The organism is Candidatus Neomarinimicrobiota bacterium, assembly GCA_022560655.1.
GTDB lineage: Bacteria > Fidelibacterota > Marinisomatia > SCGC-AAA003-L08 > TS1B11 > JADFSS01.
This window is the reverse complement of record JADFSS010000012.1, coordinates 1-21549: the sequence shown is the minus strand read 5'-3', so window position 1 is coordinate 21549 and position 21549 is coordinate 1. Positions and strand designations below refer to the sequence as shown.

At 63.3% G+C, this 21549-nt stretch carries 20 protein-coding genes; 5 read left to right on the top strand and 15 right to left on the bottom strand.

Annotated elements, in window-relative coordinates:
- Positions 1–263 precede the first annotated feature (263 nt).
- The 9 genes from IH971_03425 to IH971_03385 form a co-directional block, all read right to left on the bottom strand.
- On the bottom strand, positions 264–1496 hold the full coding sequence (locus IH971_03425; GenBank protein MCH7496885.1) for a bifunctional folylpolyglutamate synthase/dihydrofolate synthase: 1233 nt from the start codon (positions 1494–1496) through the stop codon (positions 264–266).
- A 64-nt stretch (positions 1497–1560) separates the two neighbouring features.
- On the bottom strand, positions 1561–3087 hold the full coding sequence (locus IH971_03420) for an N-acetylmuramoyl-L-alanine amidase (GenBank protein MCH7496884.1): 1527 nt from the start codon (positions 3085–3087) through the stop codon (positions 1561–1563).
- Positions 3088–3174: 87 nt separating this feature from the next.
- Positions 3175–4941: a hypothetical protein gene (locus IH971_03415; GenBank protein ID MCH7496883.1), complete on the bottom strand. Its 1767-nt coding sequence runs from the start codon at positions 4939–4941 to the stop codon at positions 3175–3177.
- 64 nt (positions 4942–5005) lie between these two features.
- The gene (locus IH971_03410; protein MCH7496882.1) at positions 5006–5671 is read right to left on the bottom strand and encodes a hypothetical protein; all 666 of its coding nucleotides are present in this window, start codon (positions 5669–5671) and stop codon (positions 5006–5008) included.
- A gap of 115 nt (positions 5672–5786) precedes the next feature.
- Complete coding sequence (locus IH971_03405) at positions 5787–6155, bottom strand: septum formation initiator family protein (protein MCH7496881.1); 369 nt, start codon at positions 6153–6155, stop codon at positions 5787–5789.
- Positions 6152–7459 (bottom strand): phosphopyruvate hydratase, encoded by a 1308-nt coding sequence (eno, locus tag IH971_03400; protein ID MCH7496880.1) that lies wholly within the window; start codon positions 7457–7459, stop codon positions 6152–6154. Before eno ends, IH971_03405 begins: the two co-directional genes overlap by 4 nt.
- Positions 7460–7576: 117 nt before the next feature.
- A complete protein-coding gene (locus tag IH971_03395; protein ID MCH7496879.1) occupies positions 7577–8194 on the bottom strand; it encodes a hypothetical protein in 618 nt (205 codons plus the stop codon).
- On the bottom strand, positions 8187–9275 hold the full coding sequence (locus IH971_03390; GenBank protein MCH7496878.1) for a tetratricopeptide repeat protein: 1089 nt from the start codon (positions 9273–9275) through the stop codon (positions 8187–8189). The genes IH971_03395 and IH971_03390 overlap by 8 nt, the downstream gene beginning before the upstream one ends.
- An 81-nt stretch (positions 9276–9356) precedes the next feature.
- Positions 9357–10253, bottom strand: coding sequence for a sugar kinase (locus IH971_03385; protein ID MCH7496877.1), 897 nt, complete (start codon positions 10251–10253; stop codon positions 9357–9359).
- 73 nt (positions 10254–10326) lie between these two features.
- Between IH971_03385 and IH971_03380 the strand changes: the two genes are divergently transcribed.
- Positions 10327–10872, top strand: coding sequence for an NUDIX hydrolase (locus tag IH971_03380; protein MCH7496876.1), 546 nt, complete (start codon positions 10327–10329; stop codon positions 10870–10872).
- Between the two features lie 28 nt (positions 10873–10900).
- Positions 10901–11335 (top strand): type II 3-dehydroquinate dehydratase, encoded by a 435-nt coding sequence (locus tag IH971_03375; GenBank protein ID MCH7496875.1) that lies wholly within the window; start codon positions 10901–10903, stop codon positions 11333–11335.
- Here the strand turns inward: IH971_03375 and IH971_03370 are convergent.
- From IH971_03370 to IH971_03345, 6 genes are all read right to left on the bottom strand, one after another.
- Positions 11304–12212, bottom strand: a complete 909-nt coding sequence (locus IH971_03370; GenBank protein MCH7496874.1) for a DMT family transporter — start codon at positions 12210–12212, stop codon at positions 11304–11306. The two genes, IH971_03375 and IH971_03370, sit on opposite strands and share 32 nt — an antisense overlap.
- 1 nt (position 12213) lies before the next feature.
- Positions 12214–13695 (bottom strand): hypothetical protein, encoded by a 1482-nt coding sequence (locus IH971_03365; protein MCH7496873.1) that lies wholly within the window; start codon positions 13693–13695, stop codon positions 12214–12216.
- 69 nt (positions 13696–13764) lie between these two features.
- Positions 13765–15027, bottom strand: a complete 1263-nt coding sequence (locus IH971_03360) for a hypothetical protein (GenBank protein ID MCH7496872.1) — start codon at positions 15025–15027, stop codon at positions 13765–13767.
- Entirely contained in the window at positions 15024–15461 is a 438-nt protein-coding gene (locus IH971_03355; GenBank protein MCH7496871.1) for a hypothetical protein, read from the bottom strand. Before IH971_03355 ends, IH971_03360 begins: the two co-directional genes overlap by 4 nt.
- The gene (locus tag IH971_03350; protein MCH7496870.1) at positions 15458–16642 is read right to left on the bottom strand and encodes a PQQ-like beta-propeller repeat protein; all 1185 of its coding nucleotides are present in this window, start codon (positions 16640–16642) and stop codon (positions 15458–15460) included. Before IH971_03350 ends, IH971_03355 begins: the two co-directional genes overlap by 4 nt.
- A gap of 6 nt (positions 16643–16648) precedes the next feature.
- A complete protein-coding gene (locus IH971_03345) occupies positions 16649–19483 on the bottom strand; it encodes a PD40 domain-containing protein (protein ID MCH7496869.1) in 2835 nt (944 codons plus the stop codon).
- 240 nt (positions 19484–19723) lie between these two features.
- Between IH971_03345 and IH971_03340 the strand changes: the two genes are divergently transcribed.
- The 3 genes from IH971_03340 to IH971_03330 form a co-directional block, all read left to right on the top strand.
- The gene (locus tag IH971_03340; protein ID MCH7496868.1) at positions 19724–20452 is read left to right on the top strand and encodes a TerB family tellurite resistance protein; all 729 of its coding nucleotides are present in this window, start codon (positions 19724–19726) and stop codon (positions 20450–20452) included.
- A gap of 11 nt (positions 20453–20463) precedes the next feature.
- Positions 20464–21090 carry a hypothetical protein gene (locus IH971_03335; protein ID MCH7496867.1) on the top strand — a complete coding sequence of 209 codons (627 nt, stop codon included), beginning with the start codon at positions 20464–20466 and terminating at the stop codon, positions 21088–21090.
- Positions 21091–21286: 196 nt separating this feature from the next.
- The coding region (locus IH971_03330; GenBank protein ID MCH7496866.1) for a hypothetical protein at positions 21287–21549 on the top strand (263 nt) is incomplete at its 3' end.

Here is a 21549-nt window from a genome sequence, read left to right as displayed (position 1 = left end):
CTGGACTTGGATGCAAATAAAAGGGTCGGTTGCTTGACGCTGCCGCGCCACGACCGGCTAATCTGCAGCCCGCCGGTCCCCAATAAAATGTTTTCTACGCCCCAAAGTTCCCCGCCACCAGTCGATCATCCCCTTCGGTCCTACACCAGTTGTCGTCCTGTTTTAGCTGCTACGCCTTTTGCAACGAATTATGCGGTTGAAGACGATGATTTCTGGGATCAAATCAGCGGGGTAAGGCGCTTGCCCATAAATTGTCTCATTTATCACAGGTTGTCAAATGAAATCTTGAACACCTCCGCAACTGCCGGACCCAGATAGTGCGACCCCAGGATGACCACCAGGTCATCCTGCCCCGCCTCCGAGAGAATTGCCGCAATTGCTGCGATCGGGTTCGGCTCAGTTCGGGTTCGATGCTTTCCACCCGCTGCGAGCTTCGCCAGGTGCGCGGCGGGAATGAAATGCCGCGTTTCGGTCTGGGTAAACGTGACAGCGTCGAATACTGGTAGCAGCAGACTCAGCAGTTCTTCAGCCCCCTTGCCTTCCTGCAGGGCCAGCACCAGCCTCCGGCGTCCCCGGACGGGCTCGGCGGCCAGCGTTCCCAGAAAGGCGGCCATCCCGTGAGGGTTGTGCGCCACGTCGTAAATGATTTTCGGGTGCGATCCAAGTTGCTGGTATCGGCCGGGCCAGATGGTGGCTGCCACCGCACGGGTTGCACGGCCACTGTCAAAGTCGCCGCCCAATATGCCCTGCGTCAGTGCCCAGGCCAACCGGGCATTCGCATGCTGATGGGCGCCTGCCAGGTTGCGTGGTTGGGGAACTTGTTCGTGTGGGTCAAGGTCAATAACAGGCGCGGCCGCCCGCTGCGCTTCAGCCCGAATAACCGCTTCCACCTCGGGTCTCTGCTGGGCCGAGTAGCACGGCACGCCCGGTTTCAGGATACCCGCCTTCTCGCGGGCAATCGCTTCCAGCGTATCGCCCAACATGTCCATGTGATCCATGGCGATGGGTGTCAGGGCAGTCCAGGAGGGGGTTGTGGCGGTGGTGGAATCCAGGCGGCCACCCAGCCCGGTCTCCAGCACGGCCACATCCACTTGCCGGTCACTGAAATAGCACAGAGCTAGAGCGGTGATAGCCTCGAAGAACGTGGCCGGAATCGCTTCGATGTCCGGCCGTTGCCGGTCAAGCCAAGCGATGATATAGCCGTCCTCAATAGGGGCTCCATCAACGCGGATGCGTTCGTGGAGCCGCAGCAGGTGTGGCGATGTAAACAGCCCCACCCGCCGGCCATGCTCCTGGAGGATGCGGGCAGTAAGGGCGGCCGTGGTTCCTTTGCCGTTGGTGCCGGCAATCTGCACAATGGACAGGTCGCTCTGGGGGTCTCCGCAGCGCCTGAGCAGCTCGGTGGTGGGGCCCAGCCCCAGCTTGATGCCGCGACGCTCAAGGCCGAACAGATAATCCAGATGGGGGCGTTCGGTCTCGTGACGGGAGTGGAGCATGTTTTGAGGTTGGGCTGATCTTGGCCCGACAGGCGGACCTGGACTGGGGTTGACGGCGTGCCGACTACTGCTTCGCAAGCATGGTGCCCTCATACTTTTCCTTGAAACGCACAATGGCCGCGAGAAGACCCTCTGCCAGGTTCTGCCGGTATTCGTTCTGGGTGAGTTTTTTCTCCTCGATGCGGTTGCTGATGAAGCCCACCTCCACCAGAACATTGGGCATGGTGGCCCCGATGAGCACCAGGAATCCCGCCTGCTTCACCCCCCGGTTGGGCGCGTCGAGCCGCTTCGCCAGCTCCGCCTGAATGAATTCGGCCAGCACCTCACTATCCTTCATCCAGGTACTGTGGGCCATGGTGGACAGGATGAGCGCCTCATCGGAAAAATCCTGGTAGGTGTGGTTCGACTCCTCCAATGCGATCACGGCATTTTCCAGCCGGGCCACCTCGATGGCTTCCTCAGTATTCGCCGGCGCCAGTAACCAGGTCTCAAAGCCATGGGCCGACCTGTTATCCACCCCGTTGGCATGGATGGAAATGAACAGTTTCCCGCCCGCCTCGTTGGAAATCTTGGTGCGCTGCCAAAGGGGGATAAAGACATCCTCGTCCCGGGTGTATACCACCCGCAAATTGGTCTTGCGCTTGATGAGGCGACCCAGGCGTAGCGCCACGTCCAGCGTCACGGTCTTTTCCTTCAGGCCCCCTTTACCCAGCGTGCCCGCATCGATGCCGCCGTGTCCCGGGTCCAGGACGATGGTGTCCAGGAACCACTGCTCCCGCATGGCCGCGCGGCGGTCGCGGTTCTTCCGCACGGGATTGCGGATGGCCACGTGTAGTTCGGCGCCCTGGTCAACCTGGTAGACTTCCGGCAGGCTCACCTTCTCGGCAAGCTTGAAACGCAGCTCCGCTGAGCGCTCGAGCTGGCGTCCCCATGCAGCCCTGATGATCCCCCCCAGCAACGACCGCTTCAGCGCCAGCGTATCCACGATGCCGCCCGGCACTTGCACAACCAGCCAGCCGTTATCGGTGATATACCGCACGATGTTGCGGCCGTCGAAGCGCTTGCTGGTCTTCACCCGGATAAGGGTGCCGTTCTGCTTGGATTCTACCGTGGCAGAGTGGATGTTGTATACCGTGTGAGCAGATGGCCCGATGAAAGTGCGGTCAACAACATCATAGCGAGCGCCTCGCAAGACGGTTGCGCCCAGCACGGTAAAGAAGGACTGCGCCGGTAGGAAATAGTCTTGGCCGTCAAAATAGGCCGGCAAGGGCATCTGGTAAGCCTGCTCGTCCACCACCACGAAAGATGAAAACGCCGTAATTTTGACGTCGCCCTCCCGAAAATAGAGCACCAGCTTGTTCACGTCATCATTGACGTATGTATTGACTGAAAATATGGTGGCCAGCTCTCGGCTGTTCAGATACTCTACGTCGCCACGAAAAAAGGTACGCAGCGCTTCCTGGCGATTTGGCTGGTTGGGAAACACGACCCGTATTTCATCCGGGCGGACAACATTGGCCAGCATGACCATGACCACATAGGGCAGCCAGCCCAGGTGGCTCGAGTGTGCGCTGATTGGGCGGCGCCTCATCGGGGTGGAGTGCGTGTGGGGATTCCTGCTGACTTGTCGCATGCGGTCAATTAGCGTCCTCGGGAGGAAAACTTAGAGGAGGGCCGGCTACAGTGCAACATCCATCTGAAGGCCGGTCTGAACAGTTCTTTCAAGCACTGCAGGGTCTGAACTGCTTCGCTGCCACTGCCAAGCCGCCCGGATGGAGAGCTCGCCTTTGCCGATGTTCAGTCCCCAACGGGTATGAACGCGCACCCCACGGCCGGACAGAGCCCGCAGGTTGAATTCTCCGGGCAGGCCATCTTCATAGATCGTGACACGTTGCTCCCACCCGTCGCTCCGGTAGGTGTGCAGACCTAGAGCAAGTGAACTTGCCGAGCGTATCCTGAGCAGCAGCCTGCCCCCGGTTGCCCGCCCCCAGAGCACCTGGCCGTTCTGCGGAAAAACGTTGACTCTGGCGATCAGCCGGGTGCTGATAGCCGCGGACCAAGCGTGTGCCCAAGTGAGGCTGGCATAGTGTGACCGGGCCAGCTGCTGCGCCACCACTTCCAGCCCCCTGCCGTCTAGAACGGTGCTCGTGGAGACCTCCTCCCGTTGGCGGTAGTAGGCGGATACCTCGGCGGGGCGCTTGCTTGCCGTGGCGGTAAGCCCCCACTCCGATCCGCCCCGGGGCCAGCCGCCGGCTGATTCGGCCTCCCTCTGCTGGTACAGGTCCAGGTAGCCGTGGACCCGAAGGCGGCTGCGGCTTATGCGCCAGCCGAAAAACCACCCGGATTCATTGCCCCGGCTTACCCGCCGGCCTACCGCCCGACCACGCAGTGGGGTCCAACCCGGCGGGTAGCGCCGATACATCAGCGCCAGGCGCAGCTGCGCTCTGCCCAGCCCCCGGGGTGATGCAAACGTCAGGCGGGTCTGGCTCGCATTCTGGCCCCTAGCTGGTCCCGTGGAGGTCGTTCGCAGCGCCTGTTCGTGGGTCGCCTGCCATGCGCCCAGCTGGCCTTGATACTCGCGCTGGATCACCAGTGAGTAGATCATGTCCCGCAGCAGGTCCGTCTCCGCCGTAGCCTGCAGGTGATAGCGGCTGACCAGCCCGCCAACACGCGTACCCAGCACGGTGATGGTGGTTGCGAGGTAGTGCAAGGTCTCGCCCGTGGTGGCTGCCGGTGCGTCGTGAGTGCGGTAGGCCACCACCCGGGGCCCGCCATCGGGGCCGCGGGTAATGTCGGTTTGCCGGGCGCTAGTGCCGGCCACCAGTCGCAGGCGCTCCCACTGGATATCGGCGGCGGCCCCCCGCAGCGCGCCGATGTTGCTGTTGCTGAAACCCGTTCGCAGGCGCACCAGTCGTGACACCGGCCGCAGGAGGGCCTCGCCCCTTGGCGTGGCGAATTCTCCGGCCAACACCAATCCCAGTCCCCAGTTCATACGGTGCGTTCCCAAGACCACCTGCCCCCAGTCCCGGCGCAAACTCAGGCTCAGGGCAGACAGGTCGGCCAGATTGTACTCCTCCGGGTCCCTCTGAAGCACCCATTGGGCCTGCCAGGAGCCTGAGCTCAGGTTCAACCGGGTACGAAGGCGCTCATCGCTACCGGTTGCTGTGACACGGGTCGATATACGGGCTTCCAGCTGGTCGGGGTCGGGTAGCCGGAAAAAGGGTCGCAGCGCGTTGATGGCCGCCAGCGGGAGTGCCGTGCGCCGGGCCACATCGGCCCAGTCGCGAAAATTCACGGCCCCCTTTGCCGAGACGATTGCAGCAACCAGCGAAGCACTCAAGAACCACAGGTCGCTCTCTGTGGCGTCGTTGAGGCTGATGGGATTGTCCAACAAGGATGACAGGCCTGCAAGGTCGTCATCCGAGAGCAGCTGCAGGTGGCGCACGGCGCCGCTGAAAGGCTCGGGCGATTGCGCTCGAAGGAGCGCGATAAATAGGGCCGGCAGGAGCCTACTTGTAACTGATGCCAATAGCGGTGGAGAGCCCGAACAGGGGCTGGATATTTACCCGGAGGCTGACGGACAATCGCCGCAGAGGCAGCTGCACCCCAACGTAGGTTGTGCCAGGGCTCGTGCGATACCCCAGCTGTAGGGCCGCCCCTTGCCGGGCCAACAGGTTGAACTCTGCCAACTGGCGCAAGTCGTAACCCGGTGTTTTCTCCAACGCCAGGGTCCAACGGGCTGCCTCTCCAGCGCGCGAACTTACCGCCAACTGATACAGCTGCCGGCCCAGGCTTTGGTAAGCCTGCTCATCGGTGAGGGTTTGGCCCGCATACCACAGACTGAATTCGCTGCTGCTGGTGAAAGGCGCTACAATCCCCAGGCCAATGAGGAGCTCCGACTGCGCCGGTGGAAAGTCTTGAATCGAGACCTGGTTGTAAGCGAGACTGAAACCGGCGGTAAAGAGTCCGGGAATGTGCCGGGCAAAGGCGGCGCTGAGGCTCACTTCCCGGTAGATCTCGTCGCCCGAGCTCCACACGCCAGCCGCGCCCCGCCAGTCGTGGATCGCCCCGCCCAACGAGGCGCTCCCATAGCTGGCCCACGGCAACCCCAGGGGTTGTCCCCACCCCAGCGCCAACCACAACGGCCGGTCCGGCAGGCGGGCGGGATTGTTCATGGCGGGCGGAAAAATGCCTTCAGCCCCGCCGCCGACGGTCCGAAACAGACCTGCCCCCTCAAAGGCGCCCGACAGTGGCGTCAGCCAGAGACACAGAACAAGGGTGAATCCAGCGCTATGGGGGATCGTTTTCTTCCACCTCCCCACCCGTCGGTGGGCTGTTGGGCATCACCCGGAATACTTTCTCCCCCCGTTTTACCATGCGATATTTCTCCCTGGCCAGCCGTTCAATGTAGGCCATGTCGACCTCCAAGTGGGCTCGCTCCACCTTTAGTTCCACCGCCCGGGCCTCCAGGGCCGCAATTTCCAGCTCGAGCCGTGCCTGCTCGGCCTTAAACCGGTATAATCTGCCCAGCCCCTGCCGGTTAAGGGCAACAATTAGGAGCACAACCACGACGACCAGCACGCTGATCCAAACCTTGAATCGCCCTCGGCGATGCTGGGCATTGAGCCTGCGCTGACGACGGACTGAGCGCCGGGTCACGTTGAGGACACCTCGCTCCGGGATATGGGCAGTGCCTCCATGCCGGGATAGTGGGCTTCGGCTCCCAGGGCCTCCTCGATGCGCAGGAGCTGGTTATACTTGGCCACCCGCTCGCTGCGGCTTGCCGAGCCGGCCTTGATCTGTCCTACTCCCGTCGCCACGGCCAGATCGGCAATGGTGGTATCCTCGGTCTCACCCGAGCGGTGAGATACGACCGTCCCGAACCCGGCAGCCCGGGCCTGGGCCACGGTTTGCAGGGTTTCCGTCAGCGTGCCGATCTGGTTCAGTTTGATCAGGATGGCGTTCATGGCCCCCGTATCGATGGCCTTCTGGAGGCGCTGGGGGTTGGTGACGGTAAGATCGTCACCAACAATCTGCACACTGCCGCCCAGACGCTGTTGGAGCAGCGGCCAGTGGGTCCAGTCATCTTCGGCCAGCCCGTCCTCAAGCGACAGGATGGGGTAGGAAAGGACCAACCGCTCGTAGTAGTCAATGAGCTCCTCGGCGGAGAAGTCCTTTCCCTCGGAGGCCAGACGATAGCGCCCGGACCCCGCATCATAGAATGAGCTGGCGGCGGCATCCAACGCCAGGTAGAGCTGGTCACCGGACCGGTATCCGGTGCGCTGGATAGCCTCCAGAATGTATTCGATGGCCGCCTCGTTGGAGGCCAGGTCCGGGGCAAAGCCGCCCTCATCGCCCACGGCCGTGGTCAGTCCCTTGCTCTTGAGCTGGGCTTTGAGCTGGTGAAAGGTTTCCACCCCCATCTGCAGCGCCTCGGAGAAGGAGTCGGCCCCAACCGGGTAGACCATGAATTCCTGGATGTCCACGTTGTTGTCGGCGTGCAGGCCACCGTTGATAATGTTCATCATGGGAATGGGCAAGGTGCGGGGACTTTGCGCTCCGGCCAGGTAGGCGTACAGGGGCAGCCCCGCAGCAGCGGCGGCGGCGTGGGCCACGGCCAGTGAAACACCCAGGATGGCGTTGGCGCCTAAACGTCCTTTGTTGGGCGTGCCGTCGAGGGCGATCATAGCCTCGTCGATGGCCGCCTGATCGGACGCGTCGCGGCCTTGCACTGCCTGGGCCAGCTCGCCATTCACGTGCGCGACGGCCTTGCGGACACCCCGCCCCAGATAGCGGCTGTCCTCGTCCCGCAGCTCCACCGCTTCGTGTTTGCCGGTGGATGCGCCCGAGGGGACGATGGCTCGGCCTTGGCTCCCGTCACTCAGGTGTGCCTCCACCTCAACGGTAGGGTTACCCCGGGAGTCCAGCACCTCCCGCCCGTGGACGGCGCTTACGGTGACCATGAGTGTGCCCTCGGCAGCTGGAGCACTGCCCACGGGGCCGTTTCCAGGGCTGGCGATAAGTTGAGCGTGGCCGGACTCGTCACCCCCAGCGTCTGTCCCTGCAGGGGAGCGCGGGCGCTACAGGCTGGGTGCCGATGATTCGGCAGTGTCAACATGGGTGTAAATATAGTCGCCCCAGGGCTTCTTGTTGAAGTTGGCCGCATTGGCAGCGGTGTAAAAGTAAACCGGCCCCGCCCCTTTGCCCGGCGCCGTCCAGCCAAATTGCCAGCCCACCGGGCCGTCCAGTTGGCCCATGAAAGATCCTTTGAGCGTGTGTTCCACGTACTGGCGTACCGAGCCATCCTCAAAGGTGTGTGTTTTCTGTTGGGTCTGTTCCTCGTCCTTAAGCCAGAAATCGCCTATGGGCAGATTGTTCGAATCCAGCGCGGTGACCTGAAACCCCCAGCGCTTTTGCCCCTCTTGCTGCAGCGTGACGGTAACCGTATAGCGCTTCAGCGGCTCGTAAAATTTAGGAATCCCGGCCAGCTGCAACGATCCATTGCCGCTGTTCAGCTCGTTCTGGGTGTGGCACTTCCTGGCTTGGCAGGACGGCTCGCCGGGGGCGTTGGTGCTGGCAGACCGGGCCCCCTTGCCGTAGTGGGCGGCCCACAGGGTGCCCGTGGTAAGCATGACCAGACCCACCAGCGCAACGACCCCCATCGAACGGGTCGCCACCGTTAGGCGGGGATCACTCACGCTGTTTGATCAGCTCTTCAGTGGACCGCTGGAGCGTGATGAGAATTTTTTTCATCTTCTGTATTTCGTTGATCGCGCGGGTGGCCGCCTCATCATCCGGATTGAGTGCCAACGTGTTATCCATGAAATAAAGAGATTCTGAAAACGCCCTCTGAGCCTGCTTGAAATCCTCTTCCGCCTCAACGAGTTTATGAACGGGTATCTCCTCCATACCGACGGCATCGCGGTAGAGTGATTGCCCCCGCTGCACGGCATCATTTCCAATGTTGGCATAGACCGTCCCGATATTGTAGTAAACGTCGGGGTCCTTGGGGGCGTGCCGCTGGGTGAGCTCCAATGTTTCCAGTGCAGACTCGCGGTCACCCAGTTCAAGGTAGGCCGTCGTCAGCCGTTGCATCGCATCGATATTGTCGGGCATGGCCTCCAAGGCGCGGCGGTATAGCCCCAGTGCGCGCTCCCGTTCGTCTAGCTTCCAGGCCTGCTCCCCGGCCAGGAGCAGTATCACGCCATTCTCGGGGTCCTTCTCCAGGGCGGTTGCAATGGCGGCCCTCTCGCTCTCCGTATCTCCCAGGTGGCGGTAGCAATAAACCAGGTTTGCAAACGTTGATGGCTCTTCGGGCCAGATGAGGATGGCCGTTTTGAAATGGTCCTTGGCCTTGATCAGCTGCTCCCGCTGGAGGTCGTTCGGGGGGGCGCCGCCCGTTTCGGCGATCACCGCATTATATAGCGCAGCGGCCTGCTTGTAAGCCGCGGACCACTCCATCCGCCGCAGGTTCAGTACGAGTTCATCCATCGCAAAATTGTCCAGCCTTTGGGCGGGATTACGCCGCAGGGCTTCATCCAGCATGCGGTTCATGTCCTCATAACGCCGTTGCTTGGCGTAAACGTCCCGGGCGAGCAGAAATGGCACCACCGCATTGCGCTGTTCGGTTTCCACGTCCATTGCGAGGAGGAAGTATTCCTCCGCGCTTTCCAGGTCATCTTGCTGGATATACATTTTGGCGGATACAAATTCCTGGCTCTCGCAACCCAAGGCAGCCAGGAGTAATGACCCCGCCAGGAAAGCAATTTTGTTGTTCACGGATTTGCCTCTATGTCCTTGGGCACCTGTGGTACCACTCTGTTAATGAATATACAACCATCGGTTTGGTGGAACGAAGGATTAGTCCATCGCTTGCCGCACGGCCTCCGCTCTGGCCCTAATGCCCTCTGGTGTGGCCTTCAAAAGACCCTCCAGGCCAAATCCTTCGATGGTATAAGACGCCGTGGCCGTGCCCATGATGACCGCGGCCACCATGTCGGCCCCGCCGTGGTTGGCCAGGTGTCCGATCAGGCCCCCGGCAAAGCTGTCGCCGGCACCAGTGGGGTCGACCCGGGGTGCCGGGTGATAGATCGGGATGAGGGTGCGCTCACTGCCGGTTGCCAGGATGGCGCCTGCCCGACCCAGCTTGACCACCACGGTCGCGGGACCCAGCTCCAGCAGGCGATCCGTCGCCTGGGCCACCTCGCTCTGGCCCGTGAGCTGCAGGGCCTCCTCGTCGCTGATAAGCAGGATATGGCTCAGGGCCAGAACCTGCTTTAGTTCATCAAGGTTGCGGTCGATCCAGAGATTCATCGTGTCGCTGATGATTGCCGGACCGTTGCGCATTTCGGCACAGATGGCCAGCTGCAGGCTGGGCTGGATATTGCCCAGATAGACGATCCGGCAGTCACGGTTTGCATCCGTAAGGCTGGGTCGAAAGTTTTTGAACACGCCCAGCTCCGTGAACAGCGTTTCGCGGCTGTCAAGGTCGGCTGAGTAGCGGCCACCCCAGCGGAAAGTGGCGCCTTTCACACGCTGAACATCGGTGACATCGATGCCACGGTCTTCAAGCAGCTGCCAGCCTGCATCCGGAAAGTCAGTGCCAACGACGCCCACCAGCCGCACGGGGGCGAACAGGGCTGCCGCCACACCGAAGAAGGTGGCTGACCCGCCCAATACCTCCTGGCGCCCGCCATGGGGCGTCTCAATGGTATCGAGGGCGATGGAGCCCACTGCAAGGATTGGTTTTGCAGCCACAACAGACCAGTTTAGGACGGCAGCGTAGCAAAAAGCAAGTTTGAATGCCTCCCAATCAAGTCTAATTTGATTTGTGGGCAACCTGATATACTGCTCCCACTGTGGGGCCCAGAATCAGACCCGGCAGTTTGATGGGCGTTCCCGGCAGGTCTGTCCCAACTGCGGCACGATCCACTATGAGAATCCCCTCCCCGCCGTGGTTATCTTGGTGGTCGCGGCAGGGCGACTGCTGCTTATCAGGCGCGGTGTGCCCCCTGGCAAAGGCCACTGGAGCCTGCCGGGCGGTTTCATGGAGCTGCGTGAAAGCCTGACCCAGGCCGCTGGCAGAGAACTGACCGAAGAGACCGGCCTCACCGCGGAGACCTTGAAACTGCTGGGCGTTTGCCCCCATCCAGGCGGCGTCCGGGGCGACGTGCTGGTCATTGGCTGCACGGCCGACGGCATATCGGGCGAGCTGGCACCCGGCGACGATGCCGTCGAGGCGACCTTCTTCGACTGGCAACACCTGCCCCCGGTGGTGTTCGCCTGCCATCGGGAGCTCATTCGCATGTACCTCGAAGGTATGACCATTCCCGATGTTATCTTGCAGGCAGTGCCCGGTGCTCCCGGCGGGGCGTAGCCGCGCCTGAGTAGGGCAGGCAGCTGGCATGCGAATATTGGTCCTGTACGGCCCCAACCTCAATCTGCTCGGTCTGGTATCTCGAGCTGCGGGTGGCCGGCTAACCCTGGACAAGCTGAACCGTGCTCTCCGCCGTCAGGCAGCCGGGTTGAGTGTAGAATTGCACATTGCCCAGCTCCAGGACGAAGCCGCGGCCAGCAAACTCGTTCAACGCCAGCGCCGGAAGGTGGCCGGCGTCCTGCTCATACCGGGTATATGGGCGCGCACGGGCCTGCTCCTCCGCGAGACGCTCACGCTGGTCGGCCTGCCGGTGGCCGTCTTCCAGCTGACACCGGAGCCGGGACCGTGGGCCCTGGAAGAAGATGCCGTCTTTCGAGATGTGGCGGTGCTGAGCGCGGCGGGTCCCGATGGGGAGCAGCTGGCCGGGGCACTCAAGGCTCTGGTGTCGCACCTCTCGTCCTGAGCGCTTCTCTCCCGCTCACCCCCAGCTCGGACCACACAATCGCCGCAACCACAATGATGCCCCCCAACCACGCGGTCGCCGGGAGCGTTTCTCCGGCCACGACGACGGCAAAGAGCGCCCCGACAACCGGCTCCATCGTCAGGATGAGGGCCGTGCGGGTCGGCGAGGTGCGTCGCTGCGCCCAGGTTTGTGCCAGGAAGGCCAGGGCGGTGCCAAGCACACCGGTGATGCCCAGGCTCCACCATAGCGTGGCCGTTGGCGTCACTCGCCAGCCACCCACAGCCAGCGTGGCGGCCGCCGCCAGGGTGGTGACGGTGATCAGCTGCACCCAGAAGTAGCGCAGCGTGTTGACAGTGGGTGCATAGATGCTCAGAAATATGATCTGCCCTGCAAAGGCGGCGGCACAACCCACGGTGAGCACGTCACCACGGTTGAGTCCGGCGGCGCTGGTGGGGTCTGTCAGCAGTAACAGGCCCAATGTGGCCAGCCCCACCGCCGCCCAGCGCTTGCCCGCAATCGGCCGACGGTTGAACCCAAACAGCATGATGGGCACCAGCACCACATTCAGACCGGTGATGAAGGCCGATTTGCTGGCGCTGGTATAGACCAGGCCCCAGGTCTGGAAGGCGAATCCGGCGAACAGGGCAACCCCGGTGATGGCGCCCCCCAGCAGTTCCCGCCGCGTGATGGCGCCCAGCCTCGGCGCGCTCGCTACGGAGATGATGGCCAGGGCTATGGCAAAGCGCAGGGTCATGAACATGAACGGTGATGTGAATTCCAGGGCCTGCTTGACCACCGTGAAAGTGGCGCCCCAGATAAACACCGCCAGCAGGAGGACCAGTTCGGGTAGCAGCGGGTTCCCGCGGGTAAGATTCATGCTAGCGCCGTGCTGCGGATCGCGCGACGATCGCATCCGCCCGCCACCCCAGAAGATAGCCCGTCACCGCCGCCACAAGCCCCCACAAAATAAAGCCCAACCCCGAATCCGCCAGCCAGACTGGCTCCCAAACCAGGAGGGGGCCTCTGGCTTCCAGGAAGTAGGCCGCGATGATGCCCACCAGCCCGGCCATGGCAGACCAAAACACACCGCGGCGATTGGCCCACGGCAGGAAGACCGCCGCCACGGGAAAGGCCACCGCTGCCGTGAGGATGCCCGATGACAGGTAAAAAAGGTCCCACAGCGATTCGATGTTGAGGGCCACCACGGCCGCTGCAACCATGCTCCCCGCCGTCGCTACCCGCGACCACAACCGCCCCCCGGGCCGCCGGTGGGTTTCCAGCATATCGTAGGCCACTGCCAGCGCCACCACATTGGCCGTGGTGTCGATGGTGCTCATGGCGGCGGCCACCAGTCCCACCGCTACCAGCACCGCCAACCAGCCGGGCGCATAGCGGGTCACCAGTGCGGCGAAGATAGCATCACCCTCCGCGCCCACAACTGCGGGGTAAGTTCCGCCCTCCACCGGAAACAGGGCCAGGGCCGCAACGCCGATAAACAGGGGCAGCACGCCCACGAACACCAGCGCATTGGCCCCGGCCAGTGCCACCCCCTTGCGGGCCGCGCGATCATCGCGGGCAGCCTGTACCCGCAGCCACAGGTCGGTCTCAAATAACCAGCCCGGCAGGTAGGCCAGGAACGTCAGTGCGACGGTAGCCAGGCCCGGTGACAGCAGCCGGGTCCAGCCCAGCTGGGACTTCGTGCCCGTAGTGGCGGCCGGTGGCAGCCCCTGGTCAAGCAGAGCGAGCCCCTTGGCGGCCAGCCAGCCCATCGACACGATATAGAGTGCCACCAGTACGTACTGCAACTTGTCAGTGGCAACCACCGCCCGGAACCCGCCCAGGGTGGCGTACACCCCGACGACGACGCTCACCATGATGGTGACCACCTGGGGCGAAGTTCCCATTTGCGGCGCCAGCAGGGTGGCCGCCACGTAGATTTCGGCGCCGCCCCAAATCAGAAATACCAGTGCGAGGGCCAGGGCCACGGTTCGCCGGGCCGCTGCGCCGAAGCGCAGACCCACCATTTCCGGCTGGCTGAACGCTCTCAGCCCGTGGTAGCGACGTGCCAGCAGGTAGATGCCGGCCAGGCTCAGCAGCCACGGGATCGTGATGAGCCAGAGCGCCCCCAGCCCGTACCAATAGAACAGTTGCACCGCGTAAACACACGACCACGACACCGACATGAAGCCCGCCGAGATGGACAGCCCCACGGATAGCCCGTCCAGCTGCCGCCCGGCAGTCCAGAATTCGTCCTCAGTGGCCGCGGGGTCCCGTTGGGCGCGTGAGCGCCGGTTGGCCCGCCAACCCAGGGCAATCGCCCCGGCGGCGTATAGCAAAAAGGCTGCCCAGATGGCGGTCATAAGGCCGCTAATTTAGGTACACAGGCCGCCACCATCTGTCTGCCTGCGCGATAGGCGCTGGAGCTGCTGTTATTCCAGCGCGAATTCCAGGGGAAAACTGTAGTTTTCCAGCACGCCCATGAGCTGGCCGGCCCCGTCAAATCGGAGGATGCGGCCGGTGGTGGATTGGCTGGTAATAAACCCGGTCTGTCCTGGACCCGGCAGCGCCTGAATGCGGACGAGGGAGGTGTAACTATTGTCCAGGATGACGGCAATCTTGGCATCCGGCCAGCCGTGGATGCGCCCCGCCTGCCAGCGGTCCTCCGCCTGTATCCAGCCCACGTAATAGCAGTCGCCGTTGGCAGTATTCACGCTTACGTCCCAGACCTGCATCTCCGGGAGAAACGTCGTCCTGCCTCCCGCCGGATCGAGTTTGACGACCCCCGCATCGGTCGCCACCCAGCAGCCGCCGTTGATGGGGTCGGCGGCCAGGCGGCGGGGGGGTGGCCCGCTGGCGGCCAAGGCCCAGTCGCCTCCTGCGCCCAGCGCCCGGTGATAGACCCGGCCCTGTGTTGTTGTCACCGGCTGGCCCAGCCAGAGGGCACCCGTTACACCATTATATGCCAGGGAGCCGCCGATGCTCACCTCCGCTGGCGCGCCAAACGCCTCCAGGACCTGGCCCCCGGTCCCCAGGTGGTAAATCGAATCGGGGTCCATCTGCAGAACGTAGACCGCTGAGCCGCCCTCATCAGCGGCCAGCTCGATAGGCGTCCCCGGCAGGCGGATCGTGAGCAGCTCGCGCAGGCCGGCATCCAGCAGCAACACGGTCCGGTCAAAGAAATCGGCCACCCACAACAGCCCCTCCTGCGGCAGGTACGCCACCGCCTCCGGGGAAATCAGCTGCCGCTGGCCAAGCAAGTGACCGCCGTCGTATGTCACCCGCTCAACACTGCCGCGGTTAAAGTCGGCCAACCAGAAATTGTGCGGTCCCGGCACCACCGTGTCGGGCGTCGAAATGGCTGGCTGCCCCTCCGGGGTGATCGCCTGTACCGCATACGCGTAGCGCGTGTCGTATTGCAGCGGTGTATCCATGAAGCGGGTAACCGCTGGCTGAACGGTGTCCAGCTCCGCCAGCGGATTGTTGCCGACACCACGATGGATCCGGTAGCCCAACAGGCCATCCACGTCCATGGACTGCCAGACAAGGTGGGCGGTGTCGCGGTTGGTGGCGGCGTGGAAACCCGTCGGCGCGCCGTGGGAGACCGGATTCAGGGGGTCAAGGGGATTGGATCGCGCCCGGTCCGAGCAGGCCAAGGTCAGCAGCCCGGCCAGCAGCAGCGCCCCGCGCATCATCGGCCCAGGACAACCGACACCGTTGCCAGTACGAGCCCAGCCTCCGCCGCGGCATAATACCAGCCCGCGCGGCGGTCCAGGCGCTTAGTCTCCTTGAACAGGGCATCCAGCTCGGTGGGATTGGCCGAGCGCCGGTAGGCCCGGTAGGCCGCGTCGGCCTGCTGGTAGGTCTGGTATGCCAGCACGCTAAATAACGCAGCTGCTCCCACGCCCAGCCAGCGGGCCGACTTCAGCCGTGGACGCTGGCGGGAGTCCGTTCCCGGCAGGGCTAGTGTGTCTGCCGCCGGTAGCGGTACCGCGCCTGGGGGCAGGCTCCAGACTGGGAAGTACTCAGGCGGCAGCGCTAGGGGGGCCCGGTCGCTGGAGTCTGCCGTCTGCCCTGCGAGGGCCCCCACCGCCAGCAGGGAGCCCAGCAGGGCCAGCCTGGGGCTCATGGCCGCTGGAGTATGGACGACTGCTTCAGGCGCAAATAACTGAGCTCGTTGCGCCGGTTGACCGCCACCACCCCGCCCGGCGTGAGCTTAACCAGCGACAGGGGCCGCTCAAACGTATGCCGCCACAGCTCCCGGCCCGTGGCCAGTTCCAGCGCCAGCAGCTCACCCCGGGCAAAGGGCACCAGTACCGCCGTTGGGGGGCTGGTGGCGCTGTGCGCGGATGCCAGCAGGGGTTCCCTGACCAGCCCGTTCCCCTGCACCCGCCACACCGGGGCGCCGTCGCTGGCCTGCCATGCGCTGACCTCCCCGGCGGAGGTTGCCACCACCACGAGCTGGTCGGTTATCAGGGGACGGCTGTAGATCGGCGCATCCAGCCGGACCTGAAAATCGGGTTCCTCGCGACCCACCCGGATGCTCACCAGCTGGCCGTCCGAATCGCCCAGCAGCAGTCGCTCCGACCCGGCCGCCAACACCGCATTGGGCCTCAAACCCAGTTCGTGCCGCCACACATGCGGATAGTCGGCCAGGTCTTCTTCGCTGGTATCCATCCCCGGACGGGGGCGGAAGGCATAGAGGATCCCGCCATCGGTGAGCACAACCGCCAGGCTGTCAACCCGCCACACACCCTGATAGATTCGTCCCCGCAGTTGCCGCTGCCACAGGATGTGGCCGTCTTCCACGTCCACGGCCGAAACCTTGCCCGCCCGGCTGGCCGTCAGCAGCAGGCCGTCCATGAGCGCCATGGGGCCGGTGACCCGGTGGCGTTTCATTTTCCACAGCATCTTGCCGTCGGCCAGGCCATAGGCCCGCAGCTCCGCCGCCGCTGAGGAGGCAATGTAAATGGCCGGCCGCTCTGTATCCACCAGTTGGGCCGAGATCGACTTACGCAACGGCTGCCTCAGGGGGCTGGCGCGCATCCCCGCCTCTAGGTCAAAGGTGTACAGCTCGCCACGATGCGTTGTAATGATCAGGGTTTCGGCTCCCGTTGAGAGCAGGGCCGCGGGCGGCGAGGGCAGCTTCACTTCCCAGGCCAGCTCCGGTACGCCCGTTAGATCAGGCCTTGCATCCGTTGCGGCCAGCTCGTCAGGGGTCAGGCGGGGACCCCGGCTGCACGCCTGGGCCAGCAGGCCCGCCAGCAGTAGGCTCAGCACCTTATGGGCATGCATTTTCAGCACCGTCATGATGGCCTAAAAATCCCAACCGAAAAAGAACTGGCTGAACAAGGGACTGTCCTTGGAATGGAAATCGGTACGCTTGCCGTAGTCCAGGCGGAGCACCAGTCCGCCCATAAACACACCCCGCAGGCCGAACCCGTAGCTGCCGATAAAGCCGGGGAATTCCTGGTCCCAGGCATTGCCCACGTCGAAGAACAGGGCGCCCCGAATGGGGGCCATGCCCAGGGCGAAAGAGCGCGTATTCAGCACCAGGCTGCTCGCGAACGGGAAGCGCAGCTCGTGGTTCAACATGATATACTTGCGCCCGGATATTTCCGTGAATCCGTAGCCCCGCAGGCCCCAGCTCCCCCCGATGTAGAACCGCCGGATGTCGGTGCCGTCGTTGTACCACAGCATGGTGCGCTGGGCGAAAGTCAGGCGTCGGGCCAGCCGCAAATAGACGCGGTTGTCCAGCAACAGGGTGTAGTTGTGAATCCGCGACCGGGAAAAGTCAAAGGTTTGCCCCGCCGTAACACGCAGCCGCCAGCCGTCGATGGGGCCCACCGGGACCCACAGGGAATTGTCGTGGACGAACGACACGTAGTTGGAAGCCAGTGTGGCGTCTGTCGTGCCCCGTCCTCCGAAGAATTCCTTGTGTGACTGCCACAGGCTGCCGCTCAGCTCTACCCGCCGGAAGACGCTGAGCGGGTAGTTCATGGCCGCTCTGACCCCCACAGCCTCCTCGAAGAAAAAGCCCTGAAACGGGTCGAAGTACTCGTTGGCGAAGCGGAACACACCCCCGGCATAGTTGACCCTGTGGGTGAGGTTGGCGGCGGTGGCGGCCAGGTTGAAGCGGCTCAGGAACTGCGAACTGGACTGGGCCGTATTGGCCACCAGAAAGTGGTAGTAGCGGTTCCCCAGCATGTCCGACACGCCCACCTGGACGCCACCGAGAAATCCGAAGATGGGATCGTAAGCGACGGCCGTCTGGGCGATGTCTAGGCTATACTTGAGGCGGTAGGGCTGGCCTTTTGTGGTGCTGGGCCCCTCGTATTGGGGCGGCGTCCAGTTGGCTGCAGAGCCCTCAGGCAACCTGGCATTGGGCAGTGGCTCACCCGGGTCCGGTGCTGCCAGCTGCAGCTGGAAGCTGTAGCCCTGGAAGGTCGTGATGAGTAGGCTGTCCCCCGCCAGTGGCAGCATGTCGACGGCCCCCACGTGCAGGTTGGTCACCGGTGTCAGGGTGGGATTTCCGCTGCCGGTGGCGCCCTCGCCCTGCAGCCCGAGCCGCCAGATATTGGGGGTCCCCGAGCGGTCGGAGACGAAATGGATGGTCTCGGGGCTGCCGCTGGCCCACCGGGGCCGCCGGTCCTTGTGGCGGCCGCTGGTCAGCATGCGCAGCTCCCGGGTCGCCAGGTTAAGGAGGAACAGGTTGGTCCCCCCGTCGAGTTCCGGGCGGCCGCGGTCGGAGCTGAACACCACCGAGTTGCCGTCCGGGCTGAAACTCGGCTCCCGGTCCAGGTAAATGTCATCGGTGAGGCGCACGGCGGCGCTGTCGTCCAGGGACCAGAGATACAGATCGGTGACTCCGCCCCGGTTCTGGGCACTGAAAACCAGGCTGCGGCCATCGGGCGACCAACTGGGCGACCGGAGGGTCGGCAGCTCGGGATGAATGTAACTGCCCACCTCCTCAAGGCTCTCCAGGTCCACCAGCCGAATCTCATCCCGCTCGTAGGATTTGGTCACAAAGGCCAGCACACCTCCGGTTGAAACGCTCAGCCCGCTCTGCAGGAAGTGCAGCGATTCCAGATCGGCGGTCCGTTCGCCCCGGATCAGGAGCTCCTCCTTGGAACTGCCCAGGCGTTGCCGGTAGATATTGGTGTAGCCGTCCCGGGAGGAGAGGTAGACCAGGTGGTCCTGGCCCTTACCGTCGCGGTAGACCGAGGGGGCCACGTTGGCTCCGGCACGGGTCAGCTGCCGGGCATTGTTGCCGGGCAGGGACTGCTGCGCCAGGGCATTGGCGGAGCTCTGCTTCAGGGCTTGCCGCCAGTCCCGCATGAGTTCAGAATAGAGTTTGCCCGTCACCGCCGCCAGCGCCTCCTCGAACGTATCGTGGGCGTAGAACTCCTCCATGACCTGCCGGATGCGGTCGGAGCCGTATTGGGCATCCAAGTGTCGCAGAAACGACTGCCCCTCCTTGTACATCAGGAACCCCGCTGCCATCAGCGACATACTCTCCAGCGGCAGCAGATGGTCGTTCAGCAGGGCATCCCGGATGACCATCTCCGCCTGGCTGTCCCACGCAATGGACCACCACTCCGCCAGCCCCTCAATGAACCACAAGGGCGGCAGCCGCCGTTCCCAAACACCCGACTCCGCTGCCTTTCCGTTGATCTTGGCGTACATGAACACGTGCACCAGCTCGTGCCGGATGACGTGCCGGAAGTCGTACATGGAACCGTTGTTGGGCAGCACCACGCGCCCCTTGACAAACTCGAAAAAGCCTCCCACGCCCTCGGGAATCATAAACGGGGCCGTGTTGGTCTGCTGAAAGTGAAGGTGGTTGCTGTAAATCACCAGCGGCACCTGGCGCGCCAGGGTGTGGTTGAATTTCTGCTCCAGCTCGCCGAACGCCTCCTCGGCCCAGAAAGCGGCCGCCCGTGCCAGCTCCTCTTCCTCCGGGTAGTAGAAAATCTGAAAGTGGGGTGTGCTGAGCACCTGCCAGTCGAAGTGGTCGTACTGGATCTTGTTGCGCCCGAAGTAGAACTGCCCGTGGAGTGTCCCCGCCAGGACCACCATCAGGGCCAGTAGCCCCGTAGCGGCGCGGGCAGTCTGGCCCCAGGTTGCCCGGGTGCTGGGGCGGCGGGTCATCTGGGTCGGGTCCGGTGGAGCATCATGCGGAAGATAGACACTCCCCGCCGCGAAGTCCACACCTGGTGACCGATCTGCCGCCACTGTGACCCTTGACGCCCTTGGCGGGCGCGCCGTAAGCGCCACGCAGCCCGTAGCCTGATCATGCCTTGTGGCACCTCACCGCACAGGCATAAGTTCCGCGTATGAGGCTGAGAATATGCGCCTGTCCGTGACGGCTAGTCCCCCGGGAGTGCCCTGATGCCCGGTTGGGAGAAATGGCTGTGGGGCGGCCTGGGCTGGGCCGTTGCAGGGCCTATCGGGCTCATCGTGGGCTTTGCCCTGGGGTCCCTGCGCGCCCAGCGCTTCGGGGGTGCCGCCCGCCGGACGGACGCCTACCCCCGCACCCGCCCCGGCGACTTCGGCGTGTCGCTGCTGGTACTACTGGGGGCGGTCATGCGCGCCGATAAGCGCCTCCTCAAGTCCGAACTCGATTTCGTCAAGGACTTCTTCATTCGTACTTTCGGCCCGGAATTCGCCCAGGAACGGATGGTCCTGTTCAAGGACATCCTGGAGCAGGACTACCCCCTGCGCGATGTCTGTCGCCAGATACGCCGCCACATGGACCACCCCTCCCGCCTGGAGCTGCTCCACCTGCTGTTCGGCCTGGCACAAGCCGACGGTGAAATTCACCCCGCCGAGATCAAGGTCATCGCCCGCATCACCGCCGACCTGGGCATTGCCCCCGCGGATTTCGAGTCCATCAAGGCCATGTTTGTCCGCGATACCACCAGCGCCTACAAGGTGCTGGAGGTGGACACCAACGCCGACCCCGACAGCGTGAAAAAAGCCTACCGCCGCATGGCCAACCGCTACCACCCCGACAAGGTGAGCCACCTGGGCGAGGAATTCCGGCAAGTTGCGGAGGAAAAGTTCAAGGCTATCAACGAGGCCTACCAGGAGATTAAGGCCGAGCAGGGTTGGGCCTAGCGGGATACATAATGAAACATAGGTACTTATCCCTCTCCGGCCTGGTACTTCTGATCGCGTGTGCTGAAATTCACGATGAAAACGACTTGGAATCGGTGACGTTCGATCTGATTTCGTTGAAGTGTATGCCCAACATCATGGCTCCGGGTACGCTTGTCGTCCGGACGCAAGAAGAATACGAACAGTTCCTTGACGATAGATTTACGCAAAAACTGGACAGTCATTGGGAGCGCTTTTATCCCGGTCTTCTCGAAACCGCGAAACAGCAAAACCCGGGGCTCACCGACGAAGAATACGAGGCCTTGGTCAAGGACATGATGTTCCAATTCCTCCCCTTCAGCATGGTCAAGGATTGCGGCTATCCCGATGATCCGCCGATCTTTGGTTTTCCCAAGATTGATTTCTCGAGCCACACCCTTTTGGGCATTGGAATAGGCGGTGGCGGCTGCGCTGCCGATAGCTTTGGCGTGGAGGTGTTCAGAGAAGACGCACAGCTGCGGTACATTTGCCGGGGACACGCCATCTTCTATGGCACCTGCGAGAAGATCATTAGCCGGTATTTCTGGCTCCTGATCCCGCCGATGCCCGAGTCCTATTCGATCGAGTTTGATGTGGACATCGAACGCCGGGACGGGTGAACCACCTGGGCGAGGAATTCCGGCAATTCGCGGAGGAAAAGTTCAAGGCCATCAACGAGGCCTACCAGGAGATTAAGGCCCAGCAGGGTTGGGCCTAGCGGGGGCTGTTGGTGGCCTGCCAGTGAACATGAAAAAATAGAATTGAATATTGGGCAGCGCGGGGTGAAACTAGGGGTCGTGGACTAAGGAGTCGTCCGTGAAAGACCGCCTGCCTGCCATCAGCATCAAGCTGGACACCACGCCGGGGGAGTTCCTGCGGCGCATGGAGGCTCTGGCCCGGGAACTGGGCGAGGTTATCGCCGTGCGGGAGGAGCGTCCGGAAGGTCCGCCGGAACCTGTCCCGATGCCTCGGGAAGCCGCCCCGCTGCTGCTGAAGCCCATCGAGCTGAGTCAGCACCGCGGGCTGGCCGGGCGTCTGACCCCTGCCCGAGGACCGGGAGCCAGGATCGCCGCGGAGGT